A 22,795-nucleotide genomic window follows, 5' to 3' on the forward strand; every position below is an offset into this window, starting at 1 on the left:
GCAATAAGCGGGTTGCCGGGGCCAGGGATCGCCCAGCCTGCAGGATTGACGGGTCCTCCGGCCATGGGTTAATGTAATAGCACATTAATACATTAATACGAACGCGCCCATGAAACGCCGTCCCGCCGCCAACGAGCAAGCCGCCTCCGCTTCGCTGCAGGCCCTGTCCCGAGCTCTGGCCGGCCTGGCCAAGGCGGAAGACGTGAGGGCTTTCCTGCAGGATCTGTGCACCCCCGCCGAACTCGAGGCCATGGCCGATCGCTGGCGCGTGGTGCCTTTGCTGCTCAAAGGCGTGCCTTACCGCGAAATCCACGACCTGACCGAAGTAAGCGTCACCACCATCGGGCGGGTCGCCCGCACGCTGGAAGGCGGTACCGGCGGTTACGCCTCCGCCTTGCGACGCCAGCAGTCCCGTTCCTCCGCCGCTTCCCAGTGAGTCGCCCTATATGAGTTCCATAGCCGCCAGCGCGACGCGCGATCGCCTGCGCATCGCCATCCAAAAGAGCGGACGTCTGGCCGAGCCGGCGCGCGCGCTGCTGTCGGCCTGCGGCCTGAGTTGGCGCGAAAGTCGCGACAAGCTGTTCTGCTATGGCGAATCGCTGCCGGTGGATCTGCTGCTGGTGCGCGACGACGACATTCCGGGCCTGATCGCCGACGGGGTCTGCGATTTCGGCGTGGTGGGGCGCAACGAACTGAACGAGCAGGCCGCGGCCCGTGCGCGCTTCGGCCTGGCCGACGCCTACAGGGAAATGCACGCGCTGGGTTTCGGCGGCTGCCGCCTGATGCTCGCCATTCCCGACACCTGGGACTGGCAAGGTCCCGCGCAGTTGGAGGGCATGCGCATCGCCACCAGTTATCCGGCGATTCTGGGCGATTGGCTGGAGAAGCAGGGCGTGCGCGCCAGTGTGGTCGAGCTGTCCGGTTCGGTGGAGATCGCACCAAAGCTGGGTACGGCCGACTTGATCTGCGATCTGGTTTCCAGCGGCGCCACCTTGCTGGCCAACCAGCTCAAGCCGGTCGAGACCTTGCTGGAAAGCGAGGCGGTGCTGGCGGGGCCGGCGCGCGAGCTGGAAGACCAGCGCGCCGATCTGGCCGCGATGCTGCTGCGCCGGATGGAAGGCGTGCTCAAGCTCAAGGACAGCAAGTTGCTGATGTTCCGTGCCGAACGCGCCACCGTGCCCGCACTGCTGCGTCTGCTGCCCGATGCCGACCCGCCTACTTATCTGCAGGCCGACGCCGGTGGGCCGCTCTCCCTGCAGACCATGTGCCATGGGCTGGTGACGTGGCAGCGGTTGGAGGAGCTGGAGCGCGCGGGCGCGCAGGGTCTGATGGTGCTCGCCGTGGAGAGATCGCTGGCATGAGCGCGCCTACTATCAACGCGTCGGTGGTGAACAGGCTCGAGTGGCCTTCGCTGGACCCGCAATCGCGCCGTGCCGCGCTGTTGCGGCCGGTACAGCAGGTATCAGCGGCTACGCGCGATGCGGTCGCTGGATTGCTGTCGGACGTGCGCGAACGCGGCGATGCGGCGCTGCGGGAAATAACCGCGCGATTCGACAAGGTCGCGCTGGAAAGTTTCGAGGTGGACGAAGAAGAGTTCGCAGCCGCCGAAGCCGCAGTGCCCGCGCAACTGAAGTCCGCGATGCGGGAAGCCGCCGAGCGCATCGAAGCCTTCCACCGCGCAGGCATGGCCCAGCCGTATGCGGTCGAAACCGCGCCGGGCGTGGTCTGCGAGCGCATCGTGCGGCCGGTACGGCGCGTAGGTCTTTACGTGCCCGCGGGAAGCGCGCCGCTGCCTTCCACCGCGCTCATGCTCGGAGTTCCTGCGCGGTTGGCTGGCTGTGGCGAAGTAGTGCTGTGCACCCCCCCACGCGCCGATGGCAGCGCCGATCCGGCCGTGCTGGTCGCGGCGCGGCTGACCGGCGTGTCGTGCGTACTCAAGCTCGGTGGCGCCCAGGCGATCGCGGCGATGGCGTTCGGCACCGGAACGATCGGCAAGTGCGACAAGATATTCGGCCCCGGCAACAGCTACGTGACCGAAGCCAAGCAGCAGGTCGCCCGCAGCGGCGCGGTGGCCATCGACATGCCAGCCGGGCCGTCGGAGGTGCTGGTGATCGCCGACGCGGGCGCCAATCCGGCCTTCGTGGCGGCGGACTTGCTGTCGCAGGCCGAGCACGGCCCGGATTCGCAGGTATTGCTGCTGTCCGACGATGCCCGGCTGCTGTCGGCCGTCGAACTGGAATTGGAATCGCAGCTCGCCATGCTGCCGCGTGCGGCGATCGCGCGCGATGCGTTGGCGGCCTCGCGCTTGATCAAGGTGGAATCGCTGGAACAGGCTTTCGCCATCAGCAACGAATACGCTCCGGAACACCTGATCCTCGCATTGCGCGAACCACGGGCATGGCTGGAAAAAGTGGAAGCCGCCGGTTCGGTTTTCCTGGGCGACTTCACTCCGGAGGCGTTGGGCGACTACTGCAGCGGCACCAACCACGTGCTGCCCACCAGCGGCGCGGCCGCCGCCTACAGCGGGGTCAGCGTCTCCAGCTTCCAGAATTTCGTCAGCGTGCAGTCGGCCAGCCGCGTGGGCATCGCCGGCATCGGCGCTTGCGCGGTGACCCTGGCCAGGGCCGAAGGCCTGGATGCGCACGCCAATGCCGTAGTGCTGCGGATGCGGGAGGCGGCGGCATGAGCGGACTGTTGGAGCTGGTGCGCGAGGACCTTCGCGATTTCGCGGGCTACAAATCCGCACGCAGCGAGTCGCTGCAAGGCGATGTCTGGTTGAACGCGAATGAGTCGGCCTGGGCCAATCCCGCCGATGCGAAGGCCACCAGCAGGCGCTATCCCGATCCACAGCCGGCCGCGTTGCGCAGCGCTCTGGCCGGCCTGTACGCCTGCGAGGAATCGCAGTTGCTGATCGGGCGGGGCAGCGACGAGGCCATCGATCTGCTGGTGCGCGCACTGTGCAATCCGGGCCGCGACGCAGTGATCGTCACCCCGCCGGTATTCGGCATGTATGCGGTCTGCGCGCGTTTGCAGAATGCACCCGTCATCGAGGTTCCCTTGCGCGACGGGGCCGATGGCTTCGTGGCCGATCTCGACGCCATCGCGGTGATGGCAGTGGAGAGCAACGCAAAACTGGTGTTCCTATGCTCGCCTTCCAACCCGGCGGGTTCCGCTATTCCCCTGGCGGAGATCGAACGGCTGGCCAAGCGCATCGAGGGAAACGCGCTGTTGGTCGTGGACGAGGCTTACGGCGAGTTCTCCGACCTTCCCTCGGCAGCCACTTTGCAAGCGCGCCAGCAGAACATCGCGGTGCTGCGGACGCTCTCCAAGGCGCATGCGCTGGCGGCAGTGCGCATCGGCGTGGTGATCGCCGATGCGGCACTGATCGAGGTGCTGCGCCGTTGCCAGACGCCGTATCCGATTCCCACGCCGTGTGCGGAGCTGGCGCTTGCCGGGCTGTCGCCAGCAGCGCTCGCCGAAACGGAAAAGCGCGTTGCGTTGATCCGTTCGGAACGTGCCCGCCTGCAAGCGGCACTTGCCGGCCTGCCGGAAGTGAGGCGTGTCTATCCTTCGCAAGGCAACTACGTGCTGGCGCGTTTCCGCGATGCCGAATCCGCTTTCCGTTCGCTGCTGGCGGCTGGCGTCGTGGTGCGCGACCAGCGCGCCGCCCCGCAATTGGGCGACGCGTTGCGCATCACGGTTGGATCGCCGGAACAGAACGACAGGGTGATTTTGGCATTGCGAAAGATCGAGATTGCGGCATGAATACATCTTCGTTTACAAGAAAAAGCAAAAGCAAATCCCCCTCAATCCCCCTTTTTCAAAGGGGGAGGTCCTTGCGTCCCTTTGCAATGAGTGGCTTGTTCTCCCCCTTTGAAAAAGGGGGGCAGGGGGGATTTGCTCTTTGCGGTAACGGTGAGGCCCCATGACCCCCATCCTCTTCATCGACCGCGACGGGACCCTGATCGAAGAGCCTTCCGACTTCCAGATCGACGCCTACGAAAAAATCCGTTTCGTGAAGGACGTGGTGCCTGCGCTACTGAAGCTGCGCGATGCCGGCTACCAGTTCGTAATTGTCACCAACCAGGATGGCCTGGGAACCGAGGCGTATCCGCAAGCGTCATTCGACGGCCCCAACGATCTGATGCTGCAGATATTCGAGAGCCAGGGCATCGTGTTCCGCGAAGTGCTGATCGACTGCAGCTGGCCCCAGGACAATGCGCCGACCCGCAAGCCCGGCATCGGGCTGGTGTTGCCCTACTTGCAGGACCGCAGCATCGACTGGGCGCGTTCGGCTATGGTCGGCGACCGCGCCACCGACATCGCGTTCGCCGAGAACCTGCGCATCCGCGGCTTTCGGTTGCGGACCGCGCAGTTCGGCGGCGAGTGGGATTGGCCCGGCATCGCCCACGAACTGGCGGACGCACCGCGTCGCGCCTCCGTGCAGCGCGATACCAAGGAAACGAAGATTCGGGTGGAAGTGGATCTGGATCGCGTCGCCGAACCGGCAATTGCGACAGGTCTGCCGTTCTTCGACCACATGCTCGAACAGATCGGCAAGCATGGCGGCTTCGCGTTGAAAGTGAAGACCGAAGGCGACCTGCACATCGACGAACACCACACGGTGGAAGACACCGGCCTGGCGCTGGGCCAGGCTTTGAAGGAAGCCCTGGGCGACAAGCGCGGCATCGGCCGCTACGGTTTCACCCTGCCGATGGACGAGACCCTTGCCAGCGCCGCGCTGGATTTCAGCGGCCGGCCGTACTTCGTGTTCTCCGGCGAGTTCAAACGCGAGCGCGTCGGCGATCTGCCCACCGAGCTGGTGCCGCATTTCTTCCGCTCCGTCTGCGACGCCTCCGGCCTGAATCTCAATTTGCAGGTAAACGGAGAGAACGATCACCACAAGGTCGAAGCCTGCTTCAAGTCCTTCGCCCGCGCGCTGCGTCAGGCGATCCGGCGCGAAGGCGTCGAATTGCCCAGCACCAAGGGCGCGCTCTGATGCGGGTGGCGCTGGTCGATGCCGGTGGGGCGAATATCGGTTCGGTGCTGTTCGCCCTGCAGCGCCTTGGCGTGGAAGCGACGCTGACCGGCGATGCCCAGCTTATCCGTGAGGCGGATCGCGTGATCCTGCCCGGCGTCAGCACCGCGGCGATGGTGATGGGCCGGCTGCGCGAACTCGACCTGGTGGAAACCTTGCGTACGCTGGAGCGGCCGCTGCTGGGCGTTTGCGTGGGCATGCAGTTGCTGTACGAACGCTCGGAAGAAGGCGATGTGGAATGCCTGGGGCTGATTCCCGGTAAGGTCATGAAGCTGCCGGCAAGCAGCGCGATCCGCGTCCCGCACATGGGCTGGAACACCCTGCAGCCGCTGCGCGCCAGCGCGTTGAGCGAGGGAATCGAAGCGGGCGACCGCGCCTATTTCGTGCACAGCTATGCGGCGCCGGTGACTGCGGACTGCGTGCTTTCCAGCGACCACGGCCTCGCTTTCGCCGCGGTGGTGCAGCGTGGCCGCGTCGCCGGCGCACAGTTTCACCCGGAGCGGTCGGCCAAGGTCGGTGCGCGGCTGCTGCGGAATTTCCTTGAGCGGGGGGTGGCATGAACGGATTCACTGTCTACCCGGCCATCGATGTGCGCGAAGGCCGCGTGGTGCGGTTGCAGCAGGGCGACTACGCGCGGGAAACCACTTACGGACACGACCCGCTGCATACGGCGGTCCGCTATGCCGCGCAAGGTGCGCAGTGGTTGCACCTGGTCGACTTGGATGCCGCCAAGGCCGGAGGCTACACGCTTTCGCCGCTTCTGCGGGAGATCTGCGCTTTCACGGGTTTGAAGGTGCAAACCGGTGGCGGCGTGCGTTCGCGCGACGACGTGTTCCGCATACTAGCGGCGGGCGCGTCGCGCGTGGTGGTGGGGTCGCTGGCGGTGCAGCAGCCGGAGCAGGTGCTGGAATGGGTCGCCGAATTCGGCGTCGAGCGGATCACCGTGGCGCTCGACGCGCGCCAAGACGAACAAAGCGTGTGGCGGCTGCCGGTCCATGGCTGGACCGAAACCGCGGCCTCCACTCTGGATCAGCTTGCGGTGCGCTTCGCCAACGGCGGCCTCAAGCACCTGTTGAGCACGGACATCGCCCGCGACGGCATGTTGTCCGGACCCAACGCAGTGCTTTATGCGCATCTTCAGGCAATCGCGCCTTCGCTGCGGGTGCAAGCCTCAGGAGGCGTTCGCGAAGTCGCCGACGTCGCGGCGGCGAAGAACCAGGGTTGCGCGGGCATCGTGCTGGGGCGCTCCTTGCTGGAAGGCAAGCTCGATCTGGCCGAGGCGCTGGCATGCTGAGCCGTCGGATCATCCCCTGCCTGGACGTGCGCGACGGCCGCGTGGTCAAAGGCGTGCGCTTCCGCGATCACGTAGACATGGGCGACATCGCTGAACTGGCGCTGCGCTACCGCGACGAAGGCGCGGACGAACTGGTGTTCTACGACATAGGCGCCAGTCCGGAAGGACGTTCGGTGGACCGGACCTGGGTCAATCGCGTTTCCGCATTGCTGGATATTCCGTTCTGCGTCGCGGGCGGCATCCGCGATGTGGAGACCGCGCGTGCCGTGCTTTATGCGGGTGCGGACAAGATATCGATCAACAGTCCCGCGCTCGAGCGGCCTGCTTTGATTTCGGAACTGGCCGACGCATTCGGCGTGCAATGCATCGTGGTCGGTATCGATTCGGTCCGCGAAGCCGACGGCCAATGGCGGGTGCGCAGCAACACGGGCGATCCATCGAAGACGCAAGCGCTATCGATACGCACCCTGGACTGGGTGGTCGAGGCGCAACGCCTGGGCGCTGGCGAGATCGTGCTGAACTGCATGGATAGCGATGGCGTGCGACGGGGCTACGATGTCGAGCAGCTCAAAGCGGCGCGGGCGCTGTGCGCGGTGCCGCTGGTGGCGTCCGGAGGCGCAGGCGAACCGGAGCACTTCGCACAGGTTTTCCAGCAGGCCGATGCCGATGGCGCGCTGGCGGCCAGTGTTTTCCACAGCGGCCAGATCGCAATCCCGGAACTCAAGCGCTATTTGCGTTCGCAGAAAATAGAGGTGCGCGATGTCGGATGAATTGCAATCGCTGGACTGGGCCAAGGGCGATGGCCTGCTGCCCGCGATCGTGCAGGATGCCAGCAACCTGCGCGTGCTGATGCTGGGCTACATGAATGCGGAGGCGCTGGCGGCCACGCGAGCCAGCGGCCACGTCACCTTCTACAGCCGCAGCAAGCAGCGCTTGTGGAGAAAGGGCGAAACCTCCGGGAACGTGCTGGAACTGGTATCCCTCCAGGCCGACTGCGATAACGACACTCTGCTGGTCCTGGCACATCCGCATGGGCCTACCTGCCACCTGCAGCGCGACAGCTGTTTCTCCGACGCCCCGGCTTCGTTCCTTGCCGACCTGGATGCTCTGGTCGCGCAACGCGAGCGCGAACGTCCTTCTGGAAGTTATACGACTGGTTTGTTCGAGGAAGGCATACGCCGGATCGCGCAGAAGGTGGGGGAAGAAGGTGTGGAGACCGCGTTGGCTGCGGTTATCCAGGACGACGCGAGTTTGCTCGGCGAATCAGCGGATCTGGTATTCCATTTGCTGGTGTTGCTGCGAGCCAGAGGGCTGTCGTTGCAGGATGTGTCGTCGTTGTTACAGGAACGGCACAACGTGATGTAGGTCGGCCCTACGTGGCCGACGACGGGAGACGCGATGCGCGTCGGGGACGTAGCCCCGACCTACGACACGATCTACGACGCGGGTCCGGCCTACAATCGGTCATCCCCACCGGAACATAGCCATGCATTACCTCTGCTTGTTGCCGCTTCTGTTCGCCTTCGTCCTGCCTGCCAATGCACAGGACAACGCCTGCACGGGCGGCGTGGTCTGGGTGGACAGCAACGGCAACGGCCAGCGGGACGACGGTGAGAAAGGACTGTCTGGGGTGAAGGTTTCCGATGGGCGGCGCGTAGTGGTTACCGATGCGCATGGCCAATACGATCTGCCCCTGCCGGCCGGCGAAGGGCGCACGTTGTTCGTGATCAAACCGCCCGGTTACGACTTTCCCGCGCGCAGCGACGGTCTGCCCTCGTTCTGGATCAACGATCCGCCTTCGCTGCAGCCGAAACTGAAATACGGCGGCATTCCGATTTCGGCGCACGGCGTTCCGCGCTGCATGGGTTTTCCCTTGCTTCGGCAAAAGACCCGCCGCGACAAGGGCGAGCTGGAAGTCCTGCTGTTCGCCGACACACAGACCAAGAGTGTCGCCGACATCGGTTACTACCGGCGCGACATCGTCGAACCCCTGGCCGGAAAGCACGCAGCGACGCTGGGGCTGACCCTGGGCGATGTAGTGAACGACGACCTGTCGCTGTATCCCGCCTTGAACGAGGTCACCCGGCAGCTGGGCGTGCCCTGGCTGCATATCGCCGGCAATCACGACCTGGATTTCGATGCCGCACGCGACGAGGATTCGCTGCTCACTTTCCGCAACACGTACGGCCCGGACACATTCGCCTGGGAGGAACGAGAAGCAGTATTCGTCGGCCTGGACGATGTGATCCATCAGCCGGGGCAGAAGCCGTCCTACATCGGCGGCCTGCGCGAGGACCAGTTCGCCTTCCTCGAAGCCTATCTGCCCACGGTGCCGAAGGACCGCTTGCTGGTGCTCGGCGTGCATATCCCGTTCTTCGACGCCAAACCCGATACGGAAACCTTTCGCCATGCCGATCGTGCGCGATTGTTCGCATTGCTCAAGGATTTCCCGCACGTATTGCTGCTCAGCGGCCACAGCCATACCCAGCAGCACGTGTATCACGGCGCCGATAGCGGCTGGCACGGCAGCGCCCCGCTGCACGAATACAACGTCGGCGCGGTGTGCGGGGCGTTCTGGTCGGGCGTGAAGGATGCGCAAGGCATCCCGGATGCCACCATGGCCGATGGCACGCCGAACGGCTACGCCAGCCTGCAGTTGCGTGCGGCAGGCGCCTATTCGCTGGCCTGGCATCCCGCCCGCGACCCCGGCCGCGCCCTGTCCCTGTACGCGCCCAAGGTGCTGAGGAGGGGCGCCTATCCCGCGTTCGCGATCTACGCCAACGTGTTCATGGGCCAGGACGACAGCAAGGTGGAATACCGGGTCGATGCGGGTCAATGGAAACCGATGTCGCAGGTGCGCCAACCCGATCCGGGTCTGCTGGCGGAAAACATCCGCGACGACAGCGCCGACGCGCTGCGCGGCTATGATCGTTCCCCCGAAGCCGTACCGTCACGGCACCTGTGGCGCGGCGCCTTGCCTACCGAACTGACCGTGGGCGAACATCGAGTCGAAGTACGCCTGCAGGATCAAGGGCGCGGCGAACAGACGGCCACCACCATTTATCGACTGCAGGAAGCTGTGGAGTAACGCCATGCCCATGCCCGATGACTTACCCATCCAGCATTTCGAGGACCAGAAAGCCTGGGAGAAGTGGTTGGTCGCCAACGCGGGCGGGAAGGGGATCTGGCTGCAGATCGCCAAGAAGGATTCGGGCATCGCTTCGGTGAATTATGCCCAGGCTCTGGAGGTAGCCTTGTGCCACGGTTGGATCGATGGGCAAAAGCGCGGCTACGACGAGCAATTCTTCCTGCAGCGCTTCACGCCACGCAGATCGCGCAGTCTGTGGTCGAAGATCAACATAGACCATGCCGAACGGTTGATCGCCGCGGGCCGCATGCAATCCGGCGGCCTGCGCGAGATCGAAGCGGCGAAGGCCGATGGCCGCTGGGAGGCCGCCTATCACAGCTTTTCCAATATGGAAGTGCCCGTCGAGCTCGCCGCCGCGTTGGACAAGAACAAGAAGGCCAAAGCGTTCTTCGATCAGCTGGACAAGACCAACCGTTATTCGTTCTGCTGGCGCGTGCACACGGCGAAGAAGCCGGAAACGCGTGTGGCGCGTGCGGAGAAATTCGTCGAGATGCTCGCCAAAGGCGAGAAAATTCATTGAGGATCGATGCCGATATGAGGATTACGTTCGTGGTGAGCTTGTCGAACCACGCCTTTCGCGAATTACTTCAGCTGTAGGCCGTTCACGGCGACATGCAAGAAGCGTGGTTCGACAAGCTCACCACGAACGGAATAAATGGCGTCGGCTCTAGGCCGGATTCGACTTGCGCAGACTCAGCCACGCCCCCACCATCAGCAGGCCGATAGCGACCGCTTGCGACCAATGCGGCTGGGCGCGCCCGGCCAGCACCAACAACAACGTAGACAATAACGGAGCCAGGTAGGACAAACTGCCCAGCACCGCGATGTCGCCATGCTTGGTGCCGTGGTCCCACAGCAGAAACGCGGCGCCCACCGGGCCGATGCCCATCGCTGCAAGTACCAGCCACTGTTTGAGGTTCGGCACGATGGTCTGTTCGAAGCCAACGTGCGCCAACAATCCTAACGCCGCGACCAATGCGCAGGCCACGATGATCGCCTCGCTCGGCACCTGCGCATGGCGGCGATTGAGTACCGAATAGGCGGCCCAGACCACCGCCGCGCTCAAGGCGGCCAGGTATCCGGGCAGGTACTGCGGCTGTATGTCGATGCCGCCGCCGCGGGTGACCAGCACGATAGCGCCGCCCAATCCCAGCAGCGTGCCGACGATCTGCACGCCACGCACGCGCACGCCCGGCAGGAAGCCGGCGAATGCAACGATCAGCAGTGGCCACAGGTAGTTGAGCAGGTTGGCTTCCACCGCCGGTGCGCGTTTCAGCGCGATGAAGTAGAGCGCGTGATAACCGAACAGCGCCGCGGTAGCGAGCGCAAGCGCGGACCACGGCTGCCGCAGCTCCCGCCAGCCATCGCGACCGCCAAGCGCAATACGCACGAAGCCGAACAGGGCCGCGAAGCCGAAACCGAGCGCCAGGACTTCGAAAGGCGGCAACCCTTCGGTCGCCGTGGTCAGCAGCGCCAGCGACGACCACAGGACGATGGCCAACAAGCCGCTCAGCGTCGCCGCCTTGGGGGACGCCATCGGGGGCGAATTCAAGAGGGAAGCAGGACGTCGGCGAAACTGTCAACGCGCGGATGGTCGTGCGCGGCGGCGCCTTCGCGCGGTTGCGGATAGTCCTCGCGCCGATCCACCAGTACCGTCTGCATACCGGCGATCCGTGCGGCGTCCAGCTCTTCGACGACGTCGGAGAGAAACAGGATTTCCGTGGCGTCCAGGCCGATGCGTTCGGCGATCGTCTCGTAGCTGCCCGCTTCGCGCTTGCCGCCCACTTCGGTGTCGAACCAGCCGGAGAACAGCGGAGTCAGATCGCCCGCGTCGCTATGGCCGAAGAACAGCTTCTGTGCCGGCACCGAACCGGACGAGTACACGTACAACGGCAATCCCGAATCGTGCCAGCGGCGCAAGGCGGGCGCGGCATCGGCATAGATGGGCGCGGTGAACTCGGCATCGCGGTAGCCCGCTTCCCAGATCATGCCCTGCAAGGCCTTGAGCGCGGTGTGCTTGCGGTCCTGGTCTATCCAGCCCTGCAGGGTTTCCACGATCACTGCGTCGCTGCAGATGCTGCCTTGTTCGATCGCCACCGCGTCCAGCCAGCGCCGCACCTCTTCTTCTTTACCGTGTCTGGAGACGAAGCCGGGCAGGGCTTCGCGCGCGTACGGGAACAGCACATCCTTGATGAAGGAGATGCTGCTGGTGGTGCCCTCGATATCGGTGAGGATGGCGCGTGGAGTGTTCAGGACGGCTTGCTCGGTTCGTAGCGGGGGAATTTCTTGGCGATTTCCTCGCCGGTGAAATGGCCCACCCAGCCGTCGGGCTCGGTGAAGAAACGGATGGCGATGAAACTGGGCTCTTCGCCCATGTCGAACCAGTGCAAGGTGCTGTCGGGCACCGCGATCAGATCGTCCTGCACGCATTCCACTTCGTAGACCTTGCCGCCCACGTGCAGGGTGAACAGGCCCGAGCCGGCGACGAAGAAGCGCACTTCGTCTTCCTTGTGGTAGTGCTCGTCCAGGAACTTGGCGCGCATGGCTTCGCGCTGCGGATTGTCCGGCGCGATGCTGACCACATCCACGGTCTTGAACCCGCGTTCGGCGATCAGGCGGTCGATGTCGGTCTTGTAGGCGGCCATCACCTCCTCGGGGCTGGCGCCGGGCGCGAGCGGGTGAGATGCCTTCCAGCGCTCGAAAGTGACGCCGATCTTGTACAGCTCGGTGGCGATGAAGTCGGGGTCGAAGCTGGCGAATTCCGGCGTATGCGGGTTTTTTTCGTCGAAGATGCGCAGACGGCTCATGGCGGGGGGCTCGAGTGTCGTGGAAGGGGTTTAGCGTAGCAAACGAAGAGGAAACCAGAGCCCTTCTCCTACGGGAGAAGGGCTCGCCCCGTACTTGATACGGGGTGCCCGTAGGGTGGATGAGGGTGCGGCGAAGTAGCCATAGTTCAGACGTAGTTACTTCGCCGTACCCTCACCCCAACCCCTCTCCCGAGGGGAGAGGGGCTCTGGATCAGCCGCGGCAGCCCAGCTTGCGCAGTTCCAGCTCGCAGTGGAACAGGAACTCGAACGCTTCCAGGTGCCTGCGCGCTTCGGCCATGTCGCGGCCCCAGGCGTACAGGCCGTGTCCGTCGATCAGGTAGCCCCATAGCGTCTTCTGGTCGAGCAGGGCATCGACCTGGGCCGCCAGGGTGTGCATGTCCTGGGTGTTGGCGAACACGGGCACATCGATGGTGTCGTCATGGGTGGTGTTGCCCTGGAAGGCCTTCAGCAGTTCGTAGCCTTCCAGCCGGATGTGGCCGGCGCCTGCATACAGGCGCGAGGCGATGGTCTGCACCGGGGAGTGGGTGTGCAGCACGCAGCCGATTTCCGGATACCGGCGGTAGAGTTGGGTGTGCAGCAGGGTTTCGGCGGAAGGGCGGTGCTGGGTGGCTACGCCCTGACCGTCGAAGTCGACCACCATGATGTCCTCGACCGTAAGCCGGCCCTTGTCGCGCCCGGAAACGGTGATCGCCGCATGGCGCTCGTCCAGCCGTTCGGAGAAATTGCTGCTGGTCGCAGGCGTCCAGCCGGCCTGCGACAGCTCGCGGACGTTGGCGATGATTTCCTGCGCGAGTTCCTGCAGGCGGGCGGGGTTGTACGGCAGTGCGCTCATGCGCCGAGTTTACAAAATCGGGAAGACAAACGAAAACGGCGCGGAAGTCCGCGCCGTTTTCTTGTTGTTGCAGGATCGACTCAGGCCTGTGGGCCTTCGTGGAACGAGGGTTCCGGCTCCAGCTTGGCGTCCGCCGCTGCTTTGTAGGCAACGCTGCCGGGCGCGAGTTCGCTCCTGCGGTAGCCGTAGAACGCATAGACGAGCGCGCCAATCACGGCCCAGCCGAGGAACAAGCTGATGGTGTACGTGGAGAGGTTCAGGAACAGCAGGATGCAGCCGAACACCGCCAGCGGGCAGACCACCCACACCAGGGGCGTACGGAACGGGCGCGGACGGTCGGGCTGGGTCTTGCGCAGCACCAGCACGCCAATGGAAACCATCATGAAGGCGAACAGCGTGCCCGAGTTGGAGATGTCGGCCAGGATGCCGACCGGGAACAGGGCCGCGAACAGCGACACGAACAGGCCGGTGATGATGGTGACCACGTGCGGCGTGTGGAAACGCGGATGCACCTTGGACAGGATCTGCGGCAGCAGGCCGTCGCGCGACATGGTGAAGAAGATGCGGGTCTGGCCGAAGATCATCATCAGGATGACCGACGGCAGCGCCAGCGCAGCAGCGATGCCGATGGCATTGCCCCACTTGGCGAACCCAAGCATGCGCAACACGTGTGCCAATGGCTCGTTGCTGCAGACCAGTTCCGTGCTGCCTTTGCAGGCCGCGGCGAGTTCGGGCGTGCCCGGATGCAATGCGAGTCCGTTGGCGCCCATCATCGGCTGCGCGCCACCGGCGCCCACTGCGCCGTAGCTGACCAGCATGTAGAACACTGTGCACACACCCAGCGAGGCGATGAGGCCGATCGGGATGTTGCGATTGGGATTCTTGGTTTCTTCGGCCGCCGTGGAGACCGCATCGAAGCCCACATAGGCGAAGAAGATCGACGCGGCTGCGCCAAGAACGCCGATGCCGCCCAGCGGGCTACCCCAGCCGGTGGGGAAGAACGGCTTGAAGTTGGCGTCTTGCGCGGCGGGCACCGCGATGATGATGAAGGCAGTGAGCGCAACCACTTTGATGGTCACCAGCACCGCGTTGACCTTGGCCGACTTGGAGGTGCCGATGACCAGCAGGAACGTGACCACCAGCGAGATCAGGAAGGCGAGCAGGTTGAAGGTGCCGCCGGCGTAAGGACCCGTTCGCAGCGCTTCGGGAATGGGATATCCGGCGCTCATCAGCAGGCCGTTCATGTAGCCGGACCAGCCCACTGCCACCGCACCCGCGGCGATCGCGTATTCCAGCACCAGCGCCCAGCCCACGGACCAGGCCAGCGCCTCGCCCAGAACCGCGTACGTGTAGGTGTAGGCGGAACCGGAGACCGGAACCATCGCGGCCAGTTCCGAATAGGCCAATGCGGCCAGACCGCAGACCACCGCGGCAATGACGAATGCGACCATCATGGCCGGGCCCGCCTTCTGGCCCGCTTCGGCGGTCAGCACGAAGATACCGGTGCCGATGATGGCGCCGATGCCGAGCATGGTCAGTTGGAAGGCGCCGAGCTGTCGCTTGAGCGACTTTTTCTCGGCGGTGGCAAGGATTTGATCGAGCGGTTTTACACGCCAAGATGACATTCGGTGATTCCCCAGTGCCGTTGATCTGCAGGCCGTGACCGGCAGCGAATGGCCGGAACGGGTTTGCCGAACCTTACCCGTCACACTTTAGTCGCACAAGCGCCACGGGCCCGTGGCAGGCGATAATGCCAGCCTGAATAGGGATAGAGAGAGCGGGGTCCACTCATGCCGCAACCGACACAGGCCGCGCCTTTATTGGCGCAGCAGCTCGCCGATTACTTGCGATGCTGGCCCAGCGAGGCCGAGACAGTGCAATCGTTCCGTGCTCTGCTTAATGAGCCACAGGATCCCTTTCTGCGCGAACGCCTGCAGGGCCACTTCACCGGCGCGGCCTGGCTGGTGAGCGCCGATGGTGCCCGCATCCTCCTGACCCATCACCGCAAACTGGAACGCTGGCTGCAATTGGGCGGGCATGCCGACGGCGACCGCGACATGGCCCAGGTGGCGCTGAAGGAGGCCCAGGAGGAATCCGGTTTGCCGGGGCTGTCGGTCGATGCCGATGCGATCTTCGACCTGGACCGGCACTGGATTCCCGAGCGCAAGGACGTACCGGGCCACTGGCATTACGACGTGCGCTACGTGGTGCGCGCCGGCAGCGACGAAAATTACTCGGTCAGCGACGAATCGCACGATCTGGCCTGGCGGCCGATCGCCGAAGTAGCGCAGGACCCCGACGAATCCCTGAGCCGCATGGCCAGGAAGTGGTTAGGCACCGTGAGAGCCGCGTAGGAGGGTCGTAGGAGCGACGTGAGTCGCGATGGAAGATTGCCGGCGAATATTAGTCGCGACTCACGTCGCTCCTACGCCATCCCGCCCGCACGCCCCCGCATTCAATACAAAACGCGGGTGCGCAAGGTGCCGGGAATGGCCATCAGTGCTTCCTTCAGGTCCACCGCCTGCAGGTCGGTGGCCGACACATCGATCACCACGTAGCCCACCTTGGCGTCGGTGCGCAGGAACTGGCCGTCGATGTTGATGCCGTGCTTGCCGAAGATATCGTTGATCTGCGACAGAACGCCCGGCACGTTGCGGTGAATGTGCAGCAGGCGGTGGCTGGCGGCGTGCTCGGGCAGGGTCACTTCCGGGAAGTTGACCGCCGACAGGGTCGAGCCGTTGTCGCTGTAGCGCACCAGCTTGGCCGCAACCTCTATCCCGATATTGTCCTGCGCTTCCAGCGTGCTGCCGCCCACATGCGGGGTCAGGATCACGTTGTCCTTGCCGGCCAGCGGCGAAACGAAAGCATCGTCGTTGCCCTTGGGTTCGACCGGGAACACATCCACGGCGGCGCCGCCGATCTGGCCCGATTCCAGCGCCGCGCTGAGCGCGTCGATGTCCACCACGGTGCCGCGCGAGGCGTTGATCAGGTGCGCGCCGCGCTTCATCTTCGCGATCTGCGCTGCGCCGAACATGTCCTTGGTCGCCGCAGTCTCGGGCACGTGCAGAGTGACCACGTCAGAGCGTTCCAGCAGATCGTTCAGGCTCAGCGAGGAACGCGCATTGCCCAGCGACAGCTTGGTTTCGATGTCGTGGAAGATCACGTTCATGCCGATGGCCTCGGCCAGCACGCCCACCTGGGTGCCGATGTGGCCGTAGCCGACGATGCCCAGGGTCTTGCCGCGCGCCTCGTGGCTGCCGGCGGCGGATTTGGACCAGCCGCCGCGATGGCATTCGGCGCTCTTCTGCGGAATGCCGCGCATCAGCATGATCGCCTCGGCGATCACCAGTTCGGCCACGCTGCGGGTGTTGGAGTAGGGCGCGTTGAAGACCGGAATGCCGGCCAGCTCCGCGGCGTCCACGTCGACCTGGTTGGTGCCGATGCAGAAGCAGCCGATGGCCATCAGCCGCCGCGCGCCGCCCAGCACTTCTTCGGTCAGTTGCGTGCGCGAGCGGATGCCGACGATATGGGCATCGGCGATACGCAGTTTCAGTTCGTCCTCGGGCAGCGATTTGGCGTGCAGCTCGATCTGCGAATAGCCTGCGGCCTTGAAAGTGTCGATGGCGGTCTGGCTCACGCCTTCCAGCAACAGGATGCGGATGTCCTGCTTGGGGTACGAGGTCTTCTTCTTCGACATGCGGCAGGCGGGCGTCCGGTGGCGGGGCGGTCACTATGCCAGAAGGGGCGGGGCTTTGCTGCGCTGCGGTAGTTGCGTTTGCCCCCCTTTGAAAAAGGGGGCTATTCGGAATTCGGTTTGATCTTCGAAAGAAGCAAGAGTCAAGAGCAAATCCCCCTCAATCCCCCTCTACAAAGGGGGAAGCCAAGCGACGCCAGGCTTCTGGACGCGCGGCGGCATCGCTGGCACGCTGGCAGCCCCTCACATACCGGCCTCCCATGAGCGATCCGCGCCTGACCGATTTGTTGCAAGCCGTGCCGGCGCTGCGCCTGAAAACCGATCCCGCCGACCTGGAGCACTACGGCCGCGACTGGACCCGGCGCTGGACGCCGGCCCCGCTGGCGATAGCGCTGCCGGGATCGGTGGAGGAGGTGCAGGCGACCGTTCGCTGGGCGTACGAACATGGGGTCGCGGTGGTGCCTTCCGGCGGCCGTACCGGCCTGTCCGGCGGCGCGGTGGCGGCGAACGGAGAGCTGGTGCTGAGCCTGGAACGCATGAACCGGGTGCTGGACTTCAATGCGGTGGACCGCACCCTCACCGTGCAGCCGGGCATCGCCCTGGAAGCGGTGCACAACGCGGCCCGCGAACATAGGCTGGAATACCCGGTGGATTTCGCCGCGCGGGGCTCGTGTTCCATCGGCGGCAACATCGCCACCAATGCCGGCGGCATCCGCGTGATCCGCTACGGCAACACGCGCGAATGGATCGCGGGCATGAAGGTGGTGACCGGCACCGGCGAACTGCTGGACCTCAATCGCGGCCTGATCAAGAACTCCAGCGGCTACGACCTGCGGCATCTGATGATCGCTTCGGAAGGGACCTTGGGCATCGTGGTGGAAGCGACCCTGCGCCTGACCGACCCGCCGCCGCCTTCCAACGTGATGCTGCTGGCGCTGCCTTCGTTCGAAGTGCTGATGCAGGTATTCGCCGCGTTCCGCGAAAGATTGCAGTTGGAGGCCTTCGAATTCTTCACCGACCGCGCGCTGCACCACGTGCTGGCGCATGGCGCGCAGAGGCCGTTCGAGGAAGTGCATCCCTACTACGTGGTGACCGAGTTCGCTTCCGGCGACGACGCGCAGGAAGCGGCCGCCATGGCTGCCTTCGAGGCCTGCATGGAGAACGGTTGGGTCAGCGATGGCGTGATCAGCCAGAGCGATGCGCAGGCCGCGCAGCTGTGGCGGCTGCGCGAAGGCATCACCGAGAGCCTGGCGCGCTACAAGCCGTACAAGAACGACGTGTCGGTGCGTATTTCGGCGATGCCGGCATTCCTGGAGGAAACCCAGAAACTGCTGGGCGAGGCCTACCCGCATTTCGACGTGGTCTGGTTCGGCCACATCGGCGACGGCAACCTGCACATCAACGTGCTGAAGCCTGACGACCTGGGCGATGCGGAGTTCGTCGGCCAGTGCGAGCAGGTGACCAAGCTGCTGGCCGAGTCGTTGAAGCGCCACCAGGGCAGCATTTCCGCCGAACACGGTATCGGTCTGGTAAAGAAGGGTTATCTGGAAAGCACGCGCAGTGCGGCCGAGATCGAGATGATGCGCGGCATCAAGCGGGTGCTGGATCCGAAGGGGCTGATGAATCCGGGCAAGCTGTTCGATAGTTGAGCATGGTCATGCGGTCGGGCTATGGCGGCACGGCCGTTGCTTTGCCCCCTTTGGAAAAGGGGGCTACGGGGGATTTGCTTTTGCTTTTGCTTTTGTTTTTGCACTAGAGCAAGAGCAAATCCCCCTCGATCCCCCTTTTTCAAAGGGGGAGGCTGGATTCCTGGCGTTGGCGTTGGTCGCGTGCTGCGACGATTCAGCTTGCCGGGCACGCAGGCGGTTAATCTTGCGGAGCGTCGTTTCTTTCCTCTCCGTTTTTATCTGGAATCCCACCATGATCCGAATTGTCACGCTGTGCCTGTTGCTCGCGGTTTCTGTTCCGGTATTAGCTTCCAGTTTCGCCGGCTCATCCGCTGGCGCGTCCTCGGCCGGCTCCTCGGCTTCTTCCGGCAGCGCCTCGGGCGACGACAAAGTAGTGCGGCAGGCGCGCGATGACGCCGCCAGTTTCGTCGCCAGCCAAGGACGTATCCGCGGTGCCCGGTTGGAGGCGGCTCTGCGTCAGCTGCGCGAGCGCGACCCGGCCGCGCGCGAAGCCAGCGACATGCAACTCGCGCAGGCCATCCTGGCTTTGTGAGTTCGCTTTGCAGGGGCTCGCTTTGCAGGGGCTCGCTTCGCGGGCCGGGTAGATGGCTGGCTTTGTGCCTGTTGGCTTGTGCCGGGAACGCGCAGGCCGGATTGCAGTTGCAGCCTGAGACCGGACCGCTGACATCGGAACAAGCCTTGGCCACGCAACAACTGCTGGCCTCGGCAGTGCAGCGGTTGCCGCCGGCCTGGGTGGCTGCTTTGGGCCCTATTCCAGTGGCTTGGCGTGACGATCTTCCCGCGCAGATCCACGGACGCGCAAAGGCGAAGCGATTGCTGCTGAATCGCGCGTTGCTCGATGGCTGGATGGCGCGCCCGGCGGGCGCGGGGATCGATGAGCCGGCCACGCGCGCAGCGCTATCGGCCGTGCTCCACGAGCTGGCGCATTTCTACGATCGCACCAAGCAGGGCGGATTGTCGCGGGCTCCGCGCCTGCTGGACCTGGCGGGTTGGCAGGTGAGTCCCTTGCGACTGGGCTTGCGGACTTCCCGCAATGCTTTCAGCGATCGCAGTCCGGACCCGTACGAGTTGAGCCGCGCGTCCGAATTCGTTGCCGTCAACCTCGAGCATTTCCTGTTGGATCCGGATTACGCATGCAGGCGGCCGGCCTTGTATCGCTATTTCTCCGAGCATTTCGATTGGGCGCCCGCTCGCATTGATTGCGCGCCGGGTCAGGTGTTCCTGCAGGCGGATGCCGATGAGGGCGAGCCGGCATTGCTGCAACTGGAACCGTCGCGGGTGTACGCGGTGGACTACCTGCTGGCCGAACCCAACCAGCAGCCGATGAGCCGTTGGGGCCACAGCATGCTGCGGCTGGTGATCTGCGCGCCGGACCGTCCGCCAGGGCCGGACTGCCGTCTGGATCTGCGTTATCACCGCGTGCTGTCGTTCCGCGCTTTCGTCGACGACGTGCAGATTTCCAGCTGGCGCGGACTCGCCGGTTCCTATCCGTCGCGTCTGTTCCTGTTGCCGCTGGGGCAGGTGATAGACGAATACACCAAGGTCGAACTGCGTGGCCTGCAGTCGATTCCGCTGCGATTGGATCGGGCGGAAATCGCCGGCCTGCTGGAACACGCCGCGCAAGCCCACTGGACCTACGACGGCCGTTACTACTTCCTCAGCAACAACTGTGCGGTGGAGACCTTCAAGCTGCTGCACGACGGCGTACCGCGCCTGGCCGGCGAAGCGCTGGCCAGCATCACTCCGACCGGTTTGTTGCGGCGATTGAAGAGGGCCGGCATCGCCGATGCCTCGGTGCTGGACGATCCGGCGGAGGCCTTGCGCCTGGGCTATCGCTTCGAATCGGCGGGTGTGCATTATCAGGCCATGTTCGAGGTGGCCCGCAGCGGATTGTCGCTGCCGCAGCAAAGTGTGCAGGAATGGCTGGAACTTGCACCGGCGCAACGCGCGCCATGGCTGGAGCGGGACGACTCCGGATCAAGTCCGGCGCAGGTTCTGCGCGCAAGCGCCGCATTGCTGTTGCTCGAAGAAGCGGCGTTGCGGCAACAGGAGTTGTTGGTGCGCGACGAACTCAAGCGCCGTTATCTGGGGCAGGGGGCGCAACAAGGTGGGAATGGCTTCGATGGGGAGGCCGCGCTTCGCGATTTTCTGCGTGTGGAGGGTTTCCTCAGCCGCCCAGCGGCCTTGTTACAGAACGGCGGCTATGGATTGCCGCAGACGAACGAACGGAAGGCGTTGGAGTTGGAAGGCGAACGGTATGCAGCGCAGCGTAAGCGGCAGGGTGCGGCCTTGCGTATCGATGCGCGCAATTGGATGTCGCCAGAGCGCAGATCGACCCTTGAGGGAGTCGAAGCCAACATCGCCGCACTGGGCGGGCGACTGCGGCGGTTGCATAAGGAACAGGGTGGACTGCAGTTGCAGTGAACGAATGACAGGCTGCTCGACGAGATTGAAATGATGCTTTTCTCCTCTCCCCTTGTGGGAGAGGATGCCCGTAGAGCCTGCCCCGTACTTGATACGGGGGCAGGGGAAGGGTGTGCGAGCGGAGCGATGCGTGCTTTGGCTTCGCATCACTCGATGCCCTGCAGCAATTCATTGTCAATGGCTCCGGCTCACCCTCTCCCGGCCTCCGGCCACCCTCTCCCATCAAGGGAGAGGGGAACGTGGAGCGGCTTTCGGCCACCCGCTCGCATCGAGGAAAAGGGAAACACAATCAATCCGCGCGCCCACCGAACTCGCCCGTGGTCGTGTTCACCAGCACCCGCTCGCCGTTGACGATGTACTCCGGCACCATGATCTCCAGGCCGGTGCTGAGCTTGGCCGGCTTGGGACGCTTGGTGGCGCTGCCGCCTTTGAGCTCCGGAGGGGTTTCAACTACTTCCAGCGTCACATGCTGCGGCAGCTGCAGGGCGACGGGCTGGTCGTCGATGATCTGCACGTAGCTGCCGGTCAAGCCATCGGCGATGTAGCCGGCGTCGTCGCCGATCACGTCGGCATCGAAGGTGTAGGGCGTGAAGTCCTCGTCGTCGAGGAACACGAAGGCGTCGCCGTCCTTGTACGAGTAAGTGGCCTGACGACGGCTGAGTTCGACTTCCTTCAATTCATCGTCGCCGCCGACGCTCAGGTCGTACTTGATGCCGCCGGGTACGCTGTACAGGGTGAAGCGGAACTTCACGTTGCCGCCACGCCCTTGCGGTGAGCTGCGCTCGATGTCGCGCACCTGGTACACGGTGCCATTGTGGTCGACGACGTTGCCTTTCTTGATTTCGTGAGCTTTCATGAGAGACCGGGAATAGTAATAAAAAGAAGGGTTTCTTGTAGGAGCGGGCCCTGCCCGCGACCGCTTTTAGCGTAGAGCGGTCGCGGGCAGGGCCCGCTCCTACAGGGACTATTTCGGCGCCAGCCGCACCGCGCCGTCCAGGCGGATGGTCTCGCCGTTCAAATAGCGGCTTTGCAGGATGAAGGCGACGGTATCGGCGAATTCCTCCGGCTTGCCCAGGCGCGCCGGGAACGGGATCGAAGCGCTGAGCGACTTCTGCACTTCTTCGCTCATGCCATCGACCATCGGCGTCCAGAAGATGCCCGGCGCCACGGTCATCACGCGGATGCCGAAGCGGGAAAGCTCGCGCGCCATGGGCAAGGTCATGCCGACCACGCCGCCCTTGGATGCCGAGTAGGCGGCCTGGCCGATCTGGCCTTCGTAGGCGGCCACGCTGGCGGTGTTGACGATGACGCCGCGCTCGCCGTCTTCGCCAGCCGCATTGTGCTGCATCAGGTTGGCGGCGGCCTTGGCCACGTTGAAGCTGCCGACCAGGTTCACCAGCACGGTAGTGCGGAAGTTGGACAGCGGCATCGGCGCTTCTTTGCCAAGCACGCGCCCGGCGCCGAGGATGCCGGCGCAATTGATCGCCGCGTTCAGCCCACCCAGGAATTCACTGGCGGTCGCGGCGTTGTCCGCCACTCCAGCCTCATCGGTGACATCGGTGCGGAAGTAACGCGCGTTGCCGTCGCCCAAAGCTGCGACCGCCGCCGCGCCCTTGTCGTCGTTGACGTCGAACAGCGCGACCTTGCCGCCCTGGGCGACCAGGCGCTGGGCCACGGCCAGACCCAGGCCGGAAACGCCGCCGGTGACGATGGCGCGGGTGTCGGAAAGCTGCATGCGGAAGTCCATCGCTTGTGGTGGCACGCATTTTACGCGATGTCCGGGCGTCCTTCTGTAGGAGCGGGCCCTGCCCGCGACGAGGCTTTATCGGTAAGGCCGGTCGCGGGCAGG

23 protein-coding genes are annotated in these 22,795 nt (G+C 64.5%); 15 read left to right on the top strand and 8 right to left on the bottom strand.

All coding sequences use genetic code 11. The features are described 5' to 3' along the window. The first annotated feature begins 109 nt into the window (after positions 1–109). The 11 genes from BLR66_RS01395 to BLR66_RS01445 all read left to right on the top strand — a co-directional run bounded on the left by BLR66_RS01395 (position 110) and on the right by BLR66_RS01445 (position 10,000). Complete coding sequence (locus BLR66_RS01395; RefSeq protein ID WP_093279846.1) at positions 110–436, top strand: YerC/YecD family TrpR-related protein; 327 nt, start codon at positions 110–112, stop codon at positions 434–436. 10 nt (positions 437–446) lie between these two features. Then, positions 447–1,361 (top strand): ATP phosphoribosyltransferase, encoded by a 915-nt coding sequence (gene hisG, locus BLR66_RS01400; RefSeq protein ID WP_093279847.1) that lies wholly within the window; start codon positions 447–449, stop codon positions 1,359–1,361. 26 nt (positions 1,362–1,387) lie between these two features. Further along, positions 1,388–2,686: a histidinol dehydrogenase gene (hisD, locus tag BLR66_RS01405; RefSeq protein ID WP_093284149.1), complete on the top strand. Its 1,299-nt coding sequence runs from the start codon at positions 1,388–1,390 to the stop codon at positions 2,684–2,686. Continuing rightward, complete coding sequence (gene hisC / locus BLR66_RS01410; protein ID WP_093279848.1) at positions 2,683–3,765, top strand: histidinol-phosphate transaminase; 1,083 nt, start codon at positions 2,683–2,685, stop codon at positions 3,763–3,765. Before hisD ends, hisC begins: the two co-directional genes overlap by 4 nt. 160 nt (positions 3,766–3,925) lie before the next feature. Then, on the top strand, positions 3,926–4,999 hold the full coding sequence (gene hisB, locus BLR66_RS01415; RefSeq protein ID WP_093279849.1) for a bifunctional histidinol-phosphatase/imidazoleglycerol-phosphate dehydratase HisB: 1,074 nt from the start codon (positions 3,926–3,928) through the stop codon (positions 4,997–4,999). Continuing rightward, entirely contained in the window at positions 4,996–5,598 is a 603-nt protein-coding gene (gene hisH, locus BLR66_RS01420; RefSeq protein WP_176943810.1) for an imidazole glycerol phosphate synthase subunit HisH, read from the top strand. Before hisB ends, hisH begins: the two co-directional genes overlap by 4 nt. Then, positions 5,595–6,332, top strand: coding sequence for a 1-(5-phosphoribosyl)-5-[(5-phosphoribosylamino)methylideneamino]imidazole-4-carboxamide isomerase (hisA, locus tag BLR66_RS01425; RefSeq protein ID WP_093279851.1), 738 nt, complete (start codon positions 5,595–5,597; stop codon positions 6,330–6,332). The genes hisH and hisA overlap by 4 nt, the downstream gene beginning before the upstream one ends. After that, positions 6,326–7,102 (top strand): imidazole glycerol phosphate synthase subunit HisF, encoded by a 777-nt coding sequence (gene hisF, locus BLR66_RS01430; protein WP_093279852.1) that lies wholly within the window; start codon positions 6,326–6,328, stop codon positions 7,100–7,102. Before hisA ends, hisF begins: the two co-directional genes overlap by 7 nt. Further along, positions 7,092–7,697 (top strand): bifunctional phosphoribosyl-AMP cyclohydrolase/phosphoribosyl-ATP diphosphatase HisIE, encoded by a 606-nt coding sequence (gene hisIE, locus BLR66_RS01435; RefSeq protein WP_093279853.1) that lies wholly within the window; start codon positions 7,092–7,094, stop codon positions 7,695–7,697. The genes hisF and hisIE overlap by 11 nt, the downstream gene beginning before the upstream one ends. A gap of 121 nt (positions 7,698–7,818) precedes the next feature. Then, on the top strand, positions 7,819–9,420 hold the full coding sequence (locus tag BLR66_RS01440) for a calcineurin-like phosphoesterase C-terminal domain-containing protein (protein ID WP_093279854.1): 1,602 nt from the start codon (positions 7,819–7,821) through the stop codon (positions 9,418–9,420). Positions 9,421–9,424: 4 nt separating this feature from the next. Next, a complete protein-coding gene (locus BLR66_RS01445; RefSeq protein WP_093279855.1) occupies positions 9,425–10,000 on the top strand; it encodes a YdeI/OmpD-associated family protein in 576 nt (191 codons plus the stop codon). Between the two features lie 147 nt (positions 10,001–10,147). On the opposite strand, the gene BLR66_RS01450 is transcribed toward BLR66_RS01445, so the two are convergent. The 5 genes from BLR66_RS01450 to BLR66_RS01470 form a co-directional block, all read right to left on the bottom strand. Then, positions 10,148–11,017, bottom strand: a complete 870-nt coding sequence (locus tag BLR66_RS01450; RefSeq protein ID WP_093279856.1) for an aromatic amino acid exporter YddG — start codon at positions 11,015–11,017, stop codon at positions 10,148–10,150. Between the two features lie 11 nt (positions 11,018–11,028). Beyond that, on the bottom strand, positions 11,029–11,733 hold the full coding sequence (gene mtnC, locus BLR66_RS01455; RefSeq protein WP_093284154.1) for an acireductone synthase: 705 nt from the start codon (positions 11,731–11,733) through the stop codon (positions 11,029–11,031). After that, positions 11,730–12,287, bottom strand: a complete 558-nt coding sequence (locus tag BLR66_RS01460) for a 1,2-dihydroxy-3-keto-5-methylthiopentene dioxygenase (protein WP_093279857.1) — start codon at positions 12,285–12,287, stop codon at positions 11,730–11,732. The genes mtnC and BLR66_RS01460 overlap by 4 nt, the downstream gene beginning before the upstream one ends. Before the next feature lie 211 nt (positions 12,288–12,498). Then, the gene (locus tag BLR66_RS01465; protein WP_093279858.1) at positions 12,499–13,140 is read right to left on the bottom strand and encodes a methylthioribulose 1-phosphate dehydratase; all 642 of its coding nucleotides are present in this window, start codon (positions 13,138–13,140) and stop codon (positions 12,499–12,501) included. An 80-nt stretch (positions 13,141–13,220) separates the two neighbouring features. Beyond that, positions 13,221–14,765 (bottom strand): amino acid permease, encoded by a 1,545-nt coding sequence (locus tag BLR66_RS01470; RefSeq protein WP_093279859.1) that lies wholly within the window; start codon positions 14,763–14,765, stop codon positions 13,221–13,223. Positions 14,766–14,930: 165 nt separating this feature from the next. On the opposite strand from BLR66_RS01470, the gene BLR66_RS01475 reads away from it, so the two are divergent. Then, positions 14,931–15,494: an NUDIX hydrolase gene (locus BLR66_RS01475; RefSeq protein ID WP_093279860.1), complete on the top strand. Its 564-nt coding sequence runs from the start codon at positions 14,931–14,933 to the stop codon at positions 15,492–15,494. Positions 15,495–15,595: 101 nt separating this feature from the next. On the opposite strand, the gene serA is transcribed toward BLR66_RS01475, so the two are convergent. Next, positions 15,596–16,837 (bottom strand): phosphoglycerate dehydrogenase, encoded by a 1,242-nt coding sequence (gene serA, locus BLR66_RS01480; protein WP_093279861.1) that lies wholly within the window; start codon positions 16,835–16,837, stop codon positions 15,596–15,598. A gap of 257 nt (positions 16,838–17,094) precedes the next feature. On the opposite strand from serA, the gene BLR66_RS01485 reads away from it, so the two are divergent. The 3 genes from BLR66_RS01485 (at position 17,095) to BLR66_RS01495 (ending at position 20,946) form a co-directional block, all read left to right on the top strand. Further along, positions 17,095–18,483 carry an FAD-binding oxidoreductase gene (locus BLR66_RS01485; RefSeq protein WP_093279862.1) on the top strand — a complete coding sequence of 463 codons (1,389 nt, stop codon included), beginning with the start codon at positions 17,095–17,097 and terminating at the stop codon, positions 18,481–18,483. A 271-nt stretch (positions 18,484–18,754) separates the two neighbouring features. Further along, positions 18,755–19,054, top strand: a complete 300-nt coding sequence (locus BLR66_RS01490; protein ID WP_093279863.1) for a DUF2388 domain-containing protein — start codon at positions 18,755–18,757, stop codon at positions 19,052–19,054. 146 nt (positions 19,055–19,200) lie between these two features. Further along, the gene (locus BLR66_RS01495) at positions 19,201–20,946 is read left to right on the top strand and encodes a DUF7844 domain-containing protein (RefSeq protein ID WP_255402264.1); all 1,746 of its coding nucleotides are present in this window, start codon (positions 19,201–19,203) and stop codon (positions 20,944–20,946) included. A gap of 289 nt (positions 20,947–21,235) precedes the next feature. Here BLR66_RS01495 and yeiP read toward each other — a convergent pair whose 3' ends face one another. Next, positions 21,236–21,802, bottom strand: a complete 567-nt coding sequence (gene yeiP / locus BLR66_RS01500) for an elongation factor P-like protein YeiP (RefSeq protein ID WP_093279865.1) — start codon at positions 21,800–21,802, stop codon at positions 21,236–21,238. A 108-nt stretch (positions 21,803–21,910) separates the two neighbouring features. Further along, entirely contained in the window at positions 21,911–22,681 is a 771-nt protein-coding gene (locus BLR66_RS01505; RefSeq protein ID WP_093284157.1) for an SDR family NAD(P)-dependent oxidoreductase, read from the bottom strand. Positions 22,682–22,795: the final 114 nt, after the last annotated feature.

The organism is Pseudoxanthomonas sp. CF125 (assembly GCF_900104085.1).
Classification (GTDB): Bacteria; Pseudomonadota; Gammaproteobacteria; order Xanthomonadales; family Xanthomonadaceae; genus Pseudoxanthomonas_A.